11 protein-coding genes are annotated in these 14,210 nt (G+C 71.5%); 9 read left to right on the top strand and 2 right to left on the bottom strand.

Going from position 1 to position 14,210, the window contains the following annotated elements; genetic code table 11:
- Nucleotides 1-29: 29 nt before the first annotated feature.
- Nucleotides 30-986 carry a LysR family transcriptional regulator gene (locus ACIQNG_RS09460; RefSeq protein WP_401483579.1) on the bottom strand — a complete coding sequence of 319 codons (957 nt, stop codon included), beginning with the start codon at nucleotides 984-986 and terminating at the stop codon, nucleotides 30-32.
- Nucleotides 987-1,421: 435 nt separating this feature from the next.
- On the opposite strand from ACIQNG_RS09460, the gene ACIQNG_RS09455 reads away from it, so the two are divergent.
- The 9 genes from ACIQNG_RS09455 to ACIQNG_RS09415 all read left to right on the top strand — a co-directional run bounded on the left by ACIQNG_RS09455 (nucleotide 1,422) and on the right by ACIQNG_RS09415 (nucleotide 13,599).
- On the top strand, nucleotides 1,422-2,780 hold the full coding sequence (locus tag ACIQNG_RS09455; protein WP_401483874.1) for an aminopeptidase P family protein: 1,359 nt from the start codon (nucleotides 1,422-1,424) through the stop codon (nucleotides 2,778-2,780).
- Between the two features lie 35 nt (nucleotides 2,781-2,815).
- Nucleotides 2,816-4,264 carry an aminopeptidase P family protein gene (locus ACIQNG_RS09450; protein ID WP_401483577.1) on the top strand — a complete coding sequence of 483 codons (1,449 nt, stop codon included), beginning with the start codon at nucleotides 2,816-2,818 and terminating at the stop codon, nucleotides 4,262-4,264.
- A 146-nt stretch (nucleotides 4,265-4,410) separates the two neighbouring features.
- The gene (locus ACIQNG_RS09445; RefSeq protein WP_401483575.1) at nucleotides 4,411-5,208 is read left to right on the top strand and encodes a GntR family transcriptional regulator; all 798 of its coding nucleotides are present in this window, start codon (nucleotides 4,411-4,413) and stop codon (nucleotides 5,206-5,208) included.
- Nucleotides 5,209-5,541: 333 nt separating this feature from the next.
- Nucleotides 5,542-7,869 (top strand): M9 family metallopeptidase, encoded by a 2,328-nt coding sequence (locus ACIQNG_RS09440; protein WP_401483573.1) that lies wholly within the window; start codon nucleotides 5,542-5,544, stop codon nucleotides 7,867-7,869.
- 166 nt (nucleotides 7,870-8,035) lie between these two features.
- On the top strand, nucleotides 8,036-9,304 hold the full coding sequence (locus tag ACIQNG_RS09435; protein ID WP_401483571.1) for a M20 family metallopeptidase: 1,269 nt from the start codon (nucleotides 8,036-8,038) through the stop codon (nucleotides 9,302-9,304).
- 131 nt (nucleotides 9,305-9,435) lie between these two features.
- Entirely contained in the window at nucleotides 9,436-10,410 is a 975-nt protein-coding gene (locus tag ACIQNG_RS09430) for an alpha/beta hydrolase (RefSeq protein ID WP_401483569.1), read from the top strand.
- Nucleotides 10,410-11,621: an acyltransferase gene (locus ACIQNG_RS09425; protein WP_401483567.1), complete on the top strand. Its 1,212-nt coding sequence runs from the start codon at nucleotides 10,410-10,412 to the stop codon at nucleotides 11,619-11,621. The genes ACIQNG_RS09430 and ACIQNG_RS09425 overlap by 1 nt, the downstream gene beginning before the upstream one ends.
- Before the next feature lie 80 nt (nucleotides 11,622-11,701).
- Nucleotides 11,702-12,928 carry a sensor histidine kinase gene (locus ACIQNG_RS09420; protein ID WP_401483565.1) on the top strand — a complete coding sequence of 409 codons (1,227 nt, stop codon included), beginning with the start codon at nucleotides 11,702-11,704 and terminating at the stop codon, nucleotides 12,926-12,928.
- Nucleotides 12,925-13,599 carry a response regulator gene (locus ACIQNG_RS09415; protein WP_401483563.1) on the top strand — a complete coding sequence of 225 codons (675 nt, stop codon included), beginning with the start codon at nucleotides 12,925-12,927 and terminating at the stop codon, nucleotides 13,597-13,599. Before ACIQNG_RS09420 ends, ACIQNG_RS09415 begins: the two co-directional genes overlap by 4 nt.
- A 46-nt stretch (nucleotides 13,600-13,645) precedes the next feature.
- Here ACIQNG_RS09415 and ACIQNG_RS09410 read toward each other — a convergent pair whose 3' ends face one another.
- Nucleotides 13,646-14,152: a cupin domain-containing protein gene (locus ACIQNG_RS09410; RefSeq protein ID WP_401483562.1), complete on the bottom strand. Its 507-nt coding sequence runs from the start codon at nucleotides 14,150-14,152 to the stop codon at nucleotides 13,646-13,648.
- Between the last annotated feature and the right edge of the window lie 58 nt (nucleotides 14,153-14,210).

The following is a 14,210-nucleotide window of genomic DNA, read 5'->3' as shown; positions in this document are numbered from 1 at the left end:
CGCGCCTGCCGGGCCCTCCTACCGGCCGTCTACAGACGGGCGCTCGTGTACGCGCGGGTCGCCCATCTCTGGAGGTGTGGGGCCTGGGCCAGCAGGTTTCGGTAGGCGCGGGCGGCGTGGTGGTGGAGTGCCTCGGCCACGGGCGCCGCGACGGCCTCGCGGCGCCAGATGAGCAGATGCCGCTGCCACAGGGGGTCTCCGGTCAGCGGCTTGACCAGCACTCCGTCGATGGGGCGCAGGGTGGGCTGGACGGCGGTCACCCCGAGGCCCTTGGCGATCATCGACTGCAACTGGTCGAGGACGTGGAACTCATGCGTGCCGGCCGGTGTGAAGCCCGCGGCCTGGCAGGCGTCGTAGAAGGCACCGGGCCAGCCCACCCCGTCGTCGGAGGCGACGAACCAGGTGTCCTCGGACAGCTCCTCCAGCGGGACCTCGATGCGATGCGCCAGGGGATGGTCGGCATGGATCGCCACGAAGATGGGGACGGTGTTGATGGCGCGGTGCGCCAGGGCGGAGGAGTGCCGCACCGGCAGCCCGGGGTAGTCGACGCCCAGCGCGGCGTCGAGTTCGCCGGCCTCCAGCAGACCGAGGAGTTCACCGGTGGCGTACACACTGCTGACGGAGACCGTGAGGTCCGGGCAGGTGTCGCGGAGGGTGTCCAGCAGCGTCGGCACCACCGGTGTGTTCGTGACACCGAGCCGGAGCGTACCGGCCGCCGCGGGCGGGCATCCGTGGTGCCGTCGCCCGAGCGCATCGGCGCGGACCAGGATCTCGCGGGCCTGGCTCACGACCTCCGCGCCGTACGCGGTCAGCTCCACCCCCGCGCTGCTGCGCACGAACAGTCCGTCACCGAGCAGCCGCTCGATGCGCCGCAGCTGGGTGCTGAGCGCGGGCTGGGTGAATCCGAGCGCGACCGCCGCCCGGCCGACGCTCCCGGAATCCGCGATCGCGCACAGTACGCGCAGATGCCGCAGCTCCAGTTCCATCGGGGCACCTCACTGTGTGGCGGGGGGAACGGGTCGGGTCCGTCGAGCGGGGTCCATTATGCGCGGGAGGACGGCGGCCGGGCCGCTCCCCGTCGGACCGGCCGCCGAACGTTATGCCCGCTCCGCCCGGTCTCTTATGCCCCGAGTCGTTGCCCGGCGGGGCCGGTCGTGAAAGCCTCCACTTCGCGTCCTGTCCCGCCGAGGTGGAGCAGGTCCGCTCCCTGTGACACCCGCATCCCCGTGGTGCCGTCGAGGCGGGACACCCTGCCCCACGCCCAGGCCGTGCAGCTACTGGATCCACGTTCCGTCCCACTCGATCCATGACCGACCCACTCGATTCAAGAAGCGGAGGCGACGGTGGCCGAGGAAGCATACGAGGGCACCCAGCGGAAGAACGGGCTGTACCGGCGGGTCAGCGCCGAGTTGGCCGAGAACATGAAGGGGGGCTGGGCGGACACCGAGCGCCACGGCCTCGAACCGATCGCGCAGGCGACGTACACCGCGCGCCGCCGGGCCGAGCTGTCCGCCCGCTTTCCCGGTGAGCTGCTGGTGATCCCGGCCGGGACGGCGAAGGTCCGCGCCAACGACACGACCTACCCCTTCAGGCCCTCCTCGGACTACGTCTACCTCACCGGCGACCAGTCGCAGGACGCCGTGCTGATCCTGCGCCCCGACGAGCACGGCGGGCATCAGGCGACCGCCTACCTGCTCCCGCGTTCCGGCCGCGAGAACGGCGAGTTCTGGCTCGACTACCACGGCGAACTCTGGGACGGCCGCCGCAACAGCCTCGCCGAGAACAGGCAACTGCTCGGCCTGCCCTGCGACGACGTCCGCACCCTCGCCGACCTCCTCGGCGCGGCCGGCGGCCCGGTCCGGCTGCTGCGCGGCTACGACGCGGGCGTCGACGCGGCGCTCGACGGCCGGACGACGGCCGAGGGCGACGAAGCGTTCCGCGAGACCCTCTCCGAGATGCGGATCGTCAAGGACGCGTTCGAGATCGCCGATCTCCGGTTCGCCTGCGAGGCCACCGCCCTCGGCTTCGAGGACGTCGTCCGCACCCTCGGCTCCGACGCGCCGACGCCCGAGCGCCGTATCGAAGGCACCTTCTGGACGCGGGCGCGGATGGAGGGCAACGACGTCGGCTACGCGTCGATCTGCGCGGCGGGATCCCACGCCACGACCCTGCACTGGATCCGCAACGACGGCATGGCCCGCCCCGGCGATCTCCTGCTGCTCGACGCCGGTGTGGAGACCCGCAACCTCTACACCGCCGACGTCACCCGCACCCTGCCCGTGGACGGCCGCTTCACCCCGATCCAGCGCAAGGTCTACGAAGCGGTGTACGCGGCGCAGGAGGCGGGCATCGCCGCGGTCAAGCCGGGTGCCGCGTACCGGGACTTCCACGACGCCGCCCAGCGGATCCTCGCCGAACACCTCGCCGCCTGGGGCCTGTTCGAGGGGCGGACCCTGGACGAGGCCCACGCACTCGGGCTGCAGCGGCGCTGGACCCTGGCCGGCACCGGACACATGATCGGCCTCGACGTCCACGACTGCGCCAAGGCCAGGACCGAGCTGTACGTGGACGGCACGCTGGAACCGGGCATGGTGCTCACCGTCGAGCCGGGCCTCTACTTCCAGCCCGACGACCTCACCGTCCCCGAGGAGTACCGCGGCATCGGCGTACGCATCGAGGACGACATCCTGGTGACGGAGGACGGCAACGAGAATCTCTCGGCCGGCCTGCCCCGGGCGGCGGACGAGGTGGAGACCTGGATGGCCCGGCTGCGCGGCTGACGCCGACGGCTCTCGCCAGGCGAGGGGATCTCTCGATGAAGGAGCGGAACGGATTGCGCGGGACGAGCGAGGCTCATCGTGACGTACCGGCCACGGAGAACGGCGGCCCCTTCCGGGGAGGGTGGGCGGACACGGCACTGAAGTCGCCGCCCTTGCCGGGCGCGGCGTACGCCGCCAAGCGGCGCTCGGCGGTGTCGGAGCGGTTTCCCGGGGAACGGATCGTCGTCCCGTCGGGCGGGCTGAAGGTCAGGAGCAACGACTTCGACCACCCGTTCCGCCCGCACAGCGCATACGTCCACCTCACCGCCGAGGAGGGGTCGTCCGCGGTCCCCGACAGCGTCCTCGTCTTCGAGCCCACCGGCGGCAGCCACGCGGTGACCCTGTTCACCCGGCCTCGGTCACCGCGGGACGGCGGCCCGAACGGCACGGAGTTCCACGGCGACCGACGGTACGGCGAGTTCTGGACCGGTCGGCGCCGGACCCTCCCGGAGACCGCGGACGCGCTCGGCGTCGAGGTCGCCGCGCGCGACGACCTGGATCGGGCCCTGCGCGGGAACATCCCGACCCGCGTGCTGCGCTTCGAGGATCCGTACGTCGACGCACGCGTACCGCCCTCCCCCCAGGCCGATGCCGAACTGGTCGTTTTCCTCTCGGAGTTGCGGCTGGTCAAGGACGCCTGGGAGATCGGCCAGCTGGACGGGGCCGTGGACTGCACGGTCGCCGGATTCCACGATGTCGTGGGCGAACTGCGCCACGCCACCCGCCTGGAGCGGGGGGAACGCTGGATCGAGGGCACCTTCAACCGGCGTGCCCGGCTCGGAGGTCACGCGCTGGGTTTCGATACCATCGCGGCGGCCGGAGCCCACGCCTGCGTGCTGCACTGGATGCGCAACGACGGCCCGGTCAGGGACGGCGACCTGCTCCTGCTGGACGCGGGGGTCGAGGCCGACTCCTTCTACACCGGCGACCTCACCCGGACGCTGCCGGTCGACGGCCGGTTCACCGACACCCAGCGCCGGGTCTACGACCTGGTGCACGCCGCCCAGTCGGCGGGGATCGCCGCGCTGCGCCCCGGCGCCCGGTACGGCGACTTCCACACCGCCGCCATGCGGGTCATCGCCGAGGGACTCGACGCGTGGGGCCTGCGGCCGTACGGGGCTTCGGCCGCGACCGCCGAGTCCGACCTGTACCGCCGGTACACCGTCTGCGGCTCGGGGCACATGCTCGGTCTGGACTGCCATGACTGTGCCGGTGCCCGCGGCGAGACCTACCTGGACGGTGTCCTTGAGGCCGGTCATGTCCTCACCGTCGAGCCGGGCCTGTACTTCCAGCCCGACGACCTGACGGTGCCCGAGGAACTGCGCGGCATCGGCGTACGGATCGAGGACGACTTCGTCATCACCGACGACGGAGCCGTGTGCCTGTCGTCGGAACTGCCCCGCGACGCCGACGAAGTGGAGGCGTGGATGGCAGCGCTGCGCTGAGCCCGTACGGCACACCCGTGCCGTGTCACCCGGAGGACACCTCGCGGTCGGCGTGGACGCCCGCGTGGCAACCGCCGACGATCCGTCGAAGCAACGTGACATTGTATAGTGGGAGGTTATTGGGCTGGTCGGACGGAGGAACAGAGATGCCTCATCTCGAACCGCAGGTGATCTCCGTCCAGGCCCATCTGCGCGACCAGGTCGCCAACGCGCTGCGGGCCGCCCTCACCGCCGGCGAACTGCGGCCGGGGGTCCTCTACTCCGCCCCGACCCTCGCGGCGAAGCTCAATGTCTCCGCCACTCCGGTCCGCGAGGCCATGCTGGACCTGGTCCGGGAGGGCATGGTCGAAGCGGTGCGCAACAAGGGGTTCCGCGTCACGGAGATGACCGAGCAGGATCTCGACGAGTTCACCGAGATCCGCACCCTGATCGAGGTCCCCACGGTGGGACGGGTCACCGCGACAGCCGGTGCCGAGCAGTTGGAGGCTCTGCGTCCACTGGCGCGGCAGATCGTCACGGCGGCCCAGGAGCATGACGTCCTCAAGTACCTGGAGGCCGACCACCGGTTCCATCTGGAGCTGCTGGCCCTGGCCGGCAACCACCATCTGGTGGCGGTGGTGGCCGACCTGCGCAAAAGGTCACGTCTGTTCGGACTGAGCAGCCTCAACGAGACGGGCCGCCTGGTGGCTTCCGCCCAGGAGCACGTGGAACTGCTCGATCTCATGGTGAGCGGCCGGGTCGCCGAGGCCGAGGAGTGCATGCGCCGCCATCTCGCACATGTGCGCACCCTGTGGGCGGACGGGCGCGCGGACGCCGAGGACCGCGAACCGGCACAGGCGCAGGACCGCGAACCGGCTCCGATTCCGGCTCAGGACCGTGACCCGGCTCAGGCGCGGGGCGGCGATCCGGCTCCGGCTCCGGCCCTTGGGCTCGGCGGCCGATAGCGTCTCCGGCCCGCCTCAGCCCACCGGTCCCCACCCCACCGCTCCCCGCCCAGGTGACCTGAATTCCGTCCGATGTGACGGCCATCGGGCCCTTCACCCACCCACGCGGTCAAGTCCCGTCACACGTAGGTCAGTTGGCAACCCTGGATTCCGTCCGATGCCTTCCCTGAGTCATGTCACCTGTGCAATGGTACATGGCACAGGTCGTGGTCATGCCAATCTAGGCATCGGTCGTGTTCCCGTCAGCGCGACGGCACGGCCCTCCCCGATCCACGGCCCTCTCATCCCCCCCTAGGCCACGCGTCGCGTGGCCGACCCCTCATGGGAGGCGTAGTGAGAAAGTCATTCCTCCGGCGACGTCTGGTCGCGGCGTTGCCGCTGGCCCTGGCCCTCTGTACCGGTCTGCCGGCGCAGCCGGCCGGCGCCCACAACGGGCCCCCGGCCGCCACCGCCCCCACCGCCCCCACCGCGGCCGGAGACGAGCGGCACGACGGTCCCCCGCCCGTGGCCCAGTCCGTCACCGCCGAGACCGAGCATGTCGGCGAGGGACGCAGGGCGACGTCCGAACTCCCGCCGCTGGCGGCGAACAAGGACGCGCTCAAGACATCCTACGGCCGGCCCGAGAAGCAACCGCTCCGTCCCTCCGAGTCGGCCGACCCGCCGGCCGAGGGCAAGGGCGCGCGGAAGACCGCCGCCGCGTGCGACGTCTCCGACTTCACCAGCCGCACCGGCAGCGCGCTGGTGCAGCAGATCAAGGCGTCCACGACCGACTGCGTCAACACCCTGTTCAATCTGACCGGCACCAACGCCTACCAGGCGTTCCGCGAAGCGCAGATGACCACCGTCGCCTACGCCCTGCGCGACGGCTCGGCGTCCTACCCCGGCAACGGCGGCACCGGCATGCCGCAACTCGTGCTCTATCTGCGGGCCGGCTACTACGTGCAGTACTACAACGGCGACGCGGTGGGCAGCTACGGCAGCGGCCTGCGGACCGCCATCCGCGCCGGGCTCGACGCGTTCTTCGCCAGCCCACGCTCCCGTGACGTCAGCGACGCCAACGGTGAGACCCTCGCCGAGGCCGTCACTCTCATCGACAGCGCGGAGGAGAACGCCCGCTACCTGTACGTCGTCAAACGCCTGCTCGCGGACTACGACTCCTCCTGGAACTCCTCCTGGTGGATGCTCAACGCGGTCAACAACGTCTACATCGTGACCTTCCGCGGTCACCAGGTGCCCGCGTTCGTGACAGCCGTCCAGTCGGATCCCAGCCTGATCGACGCCCTGTACGCCTTCGCGGCCGGTCATCTCCCGCTGCTGGGCACGGACCAGTCCTACCTCACCTCCAACGCGGGCCGTGAACTCGGCAGATTCCTCCAGCACCCGACCCTGCGGAGCAAGGTCCGCCCGCTGGCCGCCGGTCTGCTGAACGCCAGCTCGATCAAGGGCACCACGGCCCCGCTCTGGGTCGGGGTGGCCGAGATGACAGACGCCTACGACAAGGCCAACTGCTCCTACTTCGGCACCTGTGACCTCCCGACCCAACTGGCGAACGCCGTACTCCCCGTGCGACACACCTGCAGCTCCAGCATCACCGTCAGGGCCCAGCAGATGACCTCGGGCGAACTGTCCTCCAGCTGCGACAGCCTGCGCCGCCAGGACGCCTACTTCCACGACGTCGCCCGGGACAGCGGACCCGTCGCGGGTGACAACAACACCACCATCGAGGTCGTGGTCTTCGATTCCAGCACCGACTACCAGACCTACGCCGGTGCCATGTTCGGGATCGACACCAACAACGGCGGCATGTACCTCGAAGGCGACCCGGCGGCGACCGGCAACCAGGCCCGCTTCATCGCCTACGAAGCCGAATGGCTGCGCCCCGACTTCCAGATCTGGAACCTCAACCACGAGTACACCCACTACCTCGACGGCCGCTTCGACATGCACGGCGACTTCGGCGCCAACATGACCACCCCGACCATCTGGTGGATCGAGGGCTTCGCCGAGTACGTCTCCTACTCCTACCGCGGAGTCCCCTACACCGCGGCGATGACGGAGGCCGGGCGCCGCACCTACGCCCTGAGCACCCTGTTCGACACCACGTACAGCCACGACACCACCCGCGTCTACCGCTGGGGCTACCTCGCCACCCGGTACATGCTGGAGAACCACCGCGCCGACATGGACACCGTCCTCGGCCACTACCGCGCCGGCAACTGGAACGCCGCCCGCACCTATCTGACCAGCACGATCGGCACCCGCTACGACAACGACTGGTACACCTGGCTGGCGGGCTGCGCGGCCGGCGACTGCGGCGCGGGCAGCACCGTCACCGAGTGCACCGGAACCGACACCCGGGAGCTGGGTCGCAACTGCCGACGCAGCAACCAGGCCGCCACCACCGGGAACCGGGCCTACCTCTACCTCTACGTCCCGGCCGGTACCGCCCGGCTGAAGATCACCTCCTCCGGCGGCACGGGCGACGCGGACCTGTACTACAGCCCCACCGGCTGGCCCGGCACCACCAGTTACACCCAGCGCGCCACGGGCACCGGCAACAGCCACACCCTCACCGTCGACAACCCGACGGCCGGCGCCCACTACATCAGCCTGCACGCCGTGAGCACCTTCGGCGCAGTCACGGTCAGCACCGGTTACTGACCACCGGTACCCACGCCCCGGGACGACGGCTCCGGCACGGCCCGGGGCGTGGGGTGGCTGCCCCCACCGCCGGAGGGTGGCTCACCGGATGGGCAAGGACCACGGTGCGCGGCGATCGTGGGTGCCGGAAGCCGACTTGAGGTGAGGGGTAACAGTGGATCGTCCGGTGGAACACGCTCTCGCACGCCGCACGGTGCTGGCCGGAACGGCGGCAGTCAGTGCCGGGTTGATGTGGGCAGCCACGGGGGAAGCCGTCGCGCGGGGGCGGGGCGGGCCGGTGACGCAGACGGCGCTGTCCACCGAGGCCGCACGTCTGGAGCAGGCGCTGATCCGGTTGCGGCGGGATCTCCATCAGCATCCGGAGGCGCCGGGTCAGGAGCGGCGTACGGCCGCCCTGGTGGCCCGGGAGCTACGGGCCGCGGGACTGACCGTCACCACGGGGGTCGGCGGTCACGGGGTGGTCGGGGTTCTCGCGGGCTCGCGTCCGGGCCGTACCGTCGCCTACCGGGCGGACATGGACGCGGTTCCGCCCAAGGACATCGTCGGAGGAGGGACCGCTCCGGCCCATCTGTGCGGCCACGACGTCCACACCGCGGTGGGGGTCGGCGTCGCGCGGGTCCTGGCCCGGTTCCGGAAGGAGTTGAGCGGAACGGTCGTCTTCCTCTTCCAGCCCGCCGAGGAGACGCTCTCCGGCGCCCGCGCGCTGATCGACTCGGGTGTCCTGGAACGCGAGCAGGTCGAGGAGATCCACGCGCTGCACTGCGGGCCGTTCCCCGTCGGCCGGTTCGCCCTGACCGGGGGTTTCGGGATGCCGGGCCAGGACAAGGCGGAAGTGACCCTGACCGGCCCGGACGCGCTCGACGACGCGCGGCGGCTGGCCGCCGACCTCGGCGGGCTCGCCACCGTGGCGCTCCCGCAGACACCCGCGGACCTGGAGCGGATCATCGCCGAGTCCCGCACGCCCGACGGACCGCTGACCCGGTTCATCGCCCTCCGGGCGGTGCCACAGCAGGCCCAGGTGACGGTGTCGTACCGCTGCTGGCCGCAGGAGCGGTACGTGGAGGTGCGCGAGAGCATCCGCCGTACGGCCCGGTCGTACCCGGGCGCCGGGGTCCGTTTCCCCGCCGATCCGTTCCCTGCCATGGTCAGCCCGGAACGCGACGCCCGTCTGCTCGGCCGTCATCTGCGCCGCGCCCTCGGCCACGACTCGGCCATCGAGCTTCATGCCGCCTTCCCGCCCTTCAGCGGCGAGGACTTCGCCCTCTTCCTGGACCGGATCCCCGGTACGTTCACCTTCCTCGGCGTACGCGCTCCCGGCGCGCCCGTCACGACCAGCTATCCGCACTACCCGGACTTCTCCCCGGACGAACGCGCCATCGGCGTCGGCGTGCGGGCGATGGCGGGCTGGCTCGCCCAGCGCGCCCACCGGGCATGACCAGCCGGCCGGTAGGCCACCCCCTACCCGGGTAGCACTTCCGACTTGGCTCCCCGGGGTGACGCCCCGCCCGACACCGTCTTCCTACCTTCCTCCCGTCACCACGGACGAGACATGAGGGGGACGGACGGATGCGCCGCTTCAGGAAGACGCTGACCACCGCCGCACTGACCGCGCTGCTGGTCGGCAGCACCACCGGCTGGGCGTCGGCGCGCGGCGAGAGCCCGCCGGGCGGTCCGCTCCCCGGCACCGCCGCCTGGCTGGCGGACGACTCCCTGGGCCGGGCACTGCCGGACCCCACCACCGCCACCCCCACCGAAGTCGCTGCCTTCTTCGCCGGCCTGACCGACGCCCAGCGGCAGCGACTCGTGGAGAACCACCCCGCGGTGGTGGGCAATCTCGACGGGGCGCCCGTGCGCCTCCGCTACGCGGCCAACGCCCCCGCGGGCGACCAGGTCCTCGCGTACGACCCGCGCGGTCGCGGACTGATCGCGCGGGTCGCGGGCGACCTGGAGAACGCCACCCACGTCTCGGTGATCGTCCCCGGCTCGGACATCGACCTCTCGACGTCAGGCCGTACGGCACGGTGGGCCGCCGACCTCCAGGAGGAGGCGGGCGACGACACCGCCGTCATCGCCTGGGCCGGCTACATCACCCCCTCCGGCATCGGCCCCGACCTGGCGACGGGCCGGCTGGCCGAGGCCGGGGCCGCGCGCCTCACCCGCTTCACCGACGGCCTGCACGCGGCCGGGCTGCCCGACCCCTCTCTCTTCTGCCACAGCTACGGCTCGGTGGTCTGCGGCCTCGCCGCCCCCGACACCGACGCGGGCGACATCGTCGTCATGGGCTCGCCCGGCATGCGCGCCGACGATGTCACCGCGCTCGACACCGACGCCCACGTCTGGGCGGCCACGTCCGAGGACGACTGGATCGACCACGTGCCCCATGTCGAGATCCTGGGCCTGGGCCACGGCGCGGACCCCACCTCCCCCGACTTCGGCGCGACCGTCCTGTCCGCCGACGACGTCCCGGCGCACGACGCGTACTTCTCCCCCGGGACGTCCACGCTGACCGCGTTCGCGGCGATCGCCGACGGAGACCTGTGATGAGGACGCCCCCGCGGCTCGCGAAGCTCACCGCCACGATCGACGGCCGGACCCCCGCCCATCGCGACCGCGCCGTCGACGGCCTGCGCGCGCTGGCGCTCCTGGCCGTCCCGACCGGCCACTGGCTGGTCGGCGGCTTCACCCTCGACAGCGGCGGCGGCCTGCACAACGCCAGTCCGCTGGCCACCTTCGGCGCGCTGGCCCCGGCCAGTTGGATCCTCCAGTTGCTGGGGATCTTCTTCCTGGTCGGCGGCTACTCCTCGTACCTCTCCTACCGGCGCCGCGAGGGCTCGGCCCGCGCATGGATCACCGGCCGGCTCATCCGCCTGGGCCGCCCGGTCCTCGGCGTCACCGCCGTATGGGCGCTGCTGCTTCCCACCCTCCACTACGGTTTCGACGTCCCGGTCGCCACCCTGCACACCGCGTCGACACTGGTCGTCCAGCCCCTGTGGTTCGTCGGCGTCTACGCCGTGATCACGGCCCTCACGCCGTACTGCGTGCGCGCCTCGCGGCGCCTCGGTCTCTGGGCCGCGGCCCCGCTGCTCGGCTCGGTCGCGGTGGTCGACTTCCTGCGCTACGGGCCGTACGCGGAGGCGATGCCGTCCTGGCTGAGCCTGCTCAATCTGCTGCCGGGCTGGATGTTCGCCTACCAGCTGGGGGTGGCCTGGGCGGACAGGCGGCTGGGCCGCCGCGAGGCATGGCTCCTGCTCACCGGCGGTGCGGCTCTGTTCGCCGCCCTGCTGCTCGCCTTCCACTATCCGGCGTCGATGGTGGGGGTGCCCGGCACCTCCCGCACCAACTCCCACCCGCCGTCCCTGCTGGTCCTGGCGCTCGCGGCCACCCAGTCCGGTGCGGCGATCCTGCTCCGCGACCGGCTGGCCCGGCTGCTGCGACGCCCGGCCCTGTGGGCCCCGGTGGTGATCATCAACCTGTCGGCGATGACGATCCTGTGCTGGCACCAGACGGCGATGCTCGCCGCCGCGGTCCCCGCCTCGTACGTCGGCGAGGTCCCCGGTCTGACGAACGCGCCGGACACCGTCGGATGGATCCTGGCGCGCCTGGCGTGGATGCCGCTCTTCGCGGGGCTGTTCGTGGCGATCGCGAAGTTCGCCCAGCCCCTGGAGACCCCGTGGGACCGCACGGGCACGACCCGCCGCGCGCTGGTGGGCGTACTGGCCGCGGGCTTCGCCTATTTCGCGCTGGCGGCGTGAGACGCGACCGCTCGGGCACCCGACATCGGACGGGTCGTCCCGTCCCGGCCCTGCTCAGAGCCGCGCATAAGGTGGGTCCCATGACGTCAGTGGAGGAGAGACCACCGCGCGCCCTGCTCGCGGGGGCGTCGCGTCGATGGGTGCGGCTGCTGCCGTGGGGCGTCGCGTTCGTGCTGTGCGTCTCCCTCCTGCCCACCACCATCATGGTGCTCAGCACCGACTACGGTCTGAACGGCGGCATCGCGAGTTCGCTGGCCGTCGCGCAGACGGCCCCGCTGCTGCTCGCCGTCGTACGGCCGCTGCACGCCTGGGCCGTGATTTTCGCGGCGGACGTGGCCGGGGCGCTCGCCCTGCTCACCGTCGACTTCGCGGCGCAGCACGTCTGGCCGTACCCGCCCACGGTGATCGTCGGGTATGTCGGCCTGTGCCTCGCCCTCGGCCTGCGCGAGCCGCGCCGGACCCTGCTGCTGGTGTGGCTGGCGACGGCGGGCACCAACATCGTCCTGGCCTTCTTCGCGCCCCACGGCACCAGCGGGGTGAGCCCGCTGCTCACCATCCTCAGTGGTGTGGCGCTCGTCCTCGGCGGTGCGCTCCGCGAGCGCTACGAGGCGCAGCGCAGGCTGGCCGAGCAGGAGACGATCAGCGAGGCCGAGCGGGGCCGGCGGACCCTGCTGGAGGAGCGGGCCCGTATCGCGCGCGAGTTGCATGACGTGGTGGCGCACCACATGTCCGTCATCACGGTGCAGGCGGACACGGCGGCGTACCGGCTGGAGGGGCTGCCGCCGCATGTGCAGGAGGAGTTCACGTCCATCGCGGCGACCGCGCGGGAGTCGCTGGGCGAGATGCGGCGGCTCCTCGGCGTGCTGCGCAACGAGGAGGCGCACGGTGAGCTGGCGCCCCAGCCGGGCCTGACGCGGATCGGTCAGTTGGTGGAGGCGACGGTGAGGGCGGGCATGCCGGTGGAGTTCACCCCCTGCGACGCCGAGGTGCCCGAGGCGGTGGGGCTGTCGGCGTACCGCATCGTCCAGGAGTCCCTCGCGAACGTCGTACGGCATGCGCCGGGTGCTGCGACGCGGGTGTCGGTGTCGGTGTCGCAGGACGGGGAGCGGCTCACCGTCCTGGTGGTCAACGGGCCGCCGCCCGAGCCGCCCGCCGCGCCGCTTGAGGAGGGCGACACCGGTCATGGCCTCGTCGGCATGCGCGAGCGGGTGCGGCTCGCCGACGGCACCCTCGATGTGGGGCCGCTGCCGGACGGCGGCTTCCGGGTGGCCGCGCAACTCCCCTTGAACGGAAGGACTTTCACGTGACGACGCGCGTCATCATCGTCGATGACCAGGCCATGGTGCGGGCGGGTTTCGCCGCGCTGCTGGCCGCTCAGAGCGACATCGATGTGGTGGGCGAGGCCCCCGACGGTGCGCAGGGCGTGGAGCTGAGCCGACGGACCCGTCCCGATGTCGTGCTGATGGATGTCCGCATGCCCGAGATGGACGGCCTTGAGGCCGCGCGTCGTCTTCTGTCGCCCCCGCCGGGTGTCACGCACCGGCCGCGGGTCCTGATGCTCACCACGTTCGACGTCGACGACTATGTCTACGAGGCCCTGCGGGCGGGCGCGAGCGGTTTCCTGCTGAAGGACGCGCCCCCGGCCGACCTCATCGCGGCGGTACGTGTCGTGGCATCGGGCGACGCACTGCTCGCCCCCTCCGTGACCCGCCGCCTGATCGCTGACTTCACCCGGCAGCGCCCGGCGGCCCGGGGCAAGCCCGCGTTGCGGCTCAAGGCCCTGACGGAGCGTGAGACGGAGGTCCTCACCCTGGTGGCCCGTGGCCGGTCCAACACGGAGATCGCGGAAACCCTGCTGCTGGCCGAGCAGACGGTGAAGACCCATGTGAGCCGCGTCCTCACCAAACTCGACCTGCGCGACCGCGCCCAGGCCGTGGTGTTCGCCTACGAATCAGGACTGGTGACCCCGGGCGACTAGAACGGCCTCTCCCCTTTCGCCCGATGCCGCCGCCTCGGGCGATGGCTCAGTGGAGGTCCTCCACGAAGTAGCTGTCGTGCCGGACTTGGAACTCCTTCAGTTCCTCGGGACCGCGCCGCGACATCTCCGCGACCCGTTCGAAGTACTCCTCGCGCGGGGCACCCGGGGCGAAGAGCATGAGCATGGAGACGGGGGCGTCGGTCACGTTCTTGAAGGCGTGCAGGCCGCCGACCGGCACGTACAGGAAGTCTTCCGTACGGCCCGTGACCCACTTGTCGCCGTCGAACAGCTCCAGCTCGCCGGAGAGGATGTAGAAGGACTCGGACATCGCCCGGTGGAAGTGGGTCTTGGCACCGGCGGACCGCGGACCCAACACCCCCTTGTAGAGACCGAACTCGCCGCCGGTCGACTCCTGCGTGGCGAGGTAGCTGGTGGATCCGCCGGGGGAGGAGACTTCCGGCGGGGTGTCAGCCGAACGGAAGGACGCGTTCACCTCGCCCTCGGGGCCGTGGTAGCGGGGCTCCGGGTACTGCGAGTTCTCCAGGTACGACATCATGCGCTCCTAGTCGGTGGGGTCACCCCAAGGGTGTCGTCCGCTGACGGAGCGGCGC

This window comes from Streptomyces sp. NPDC091377 (genome assembly GCF_044757045.1).
Lineage (GTDB): Bacteria > Actinomycetota > Actinomycetes > Streptomycetales > Streptomycetaceae > Streptomyces.
The sequence above is the reverse complement of the archived record's forward strand: the minus strand, read 5'-3'. Positions and strand labels throughout refer to the sequence as shown.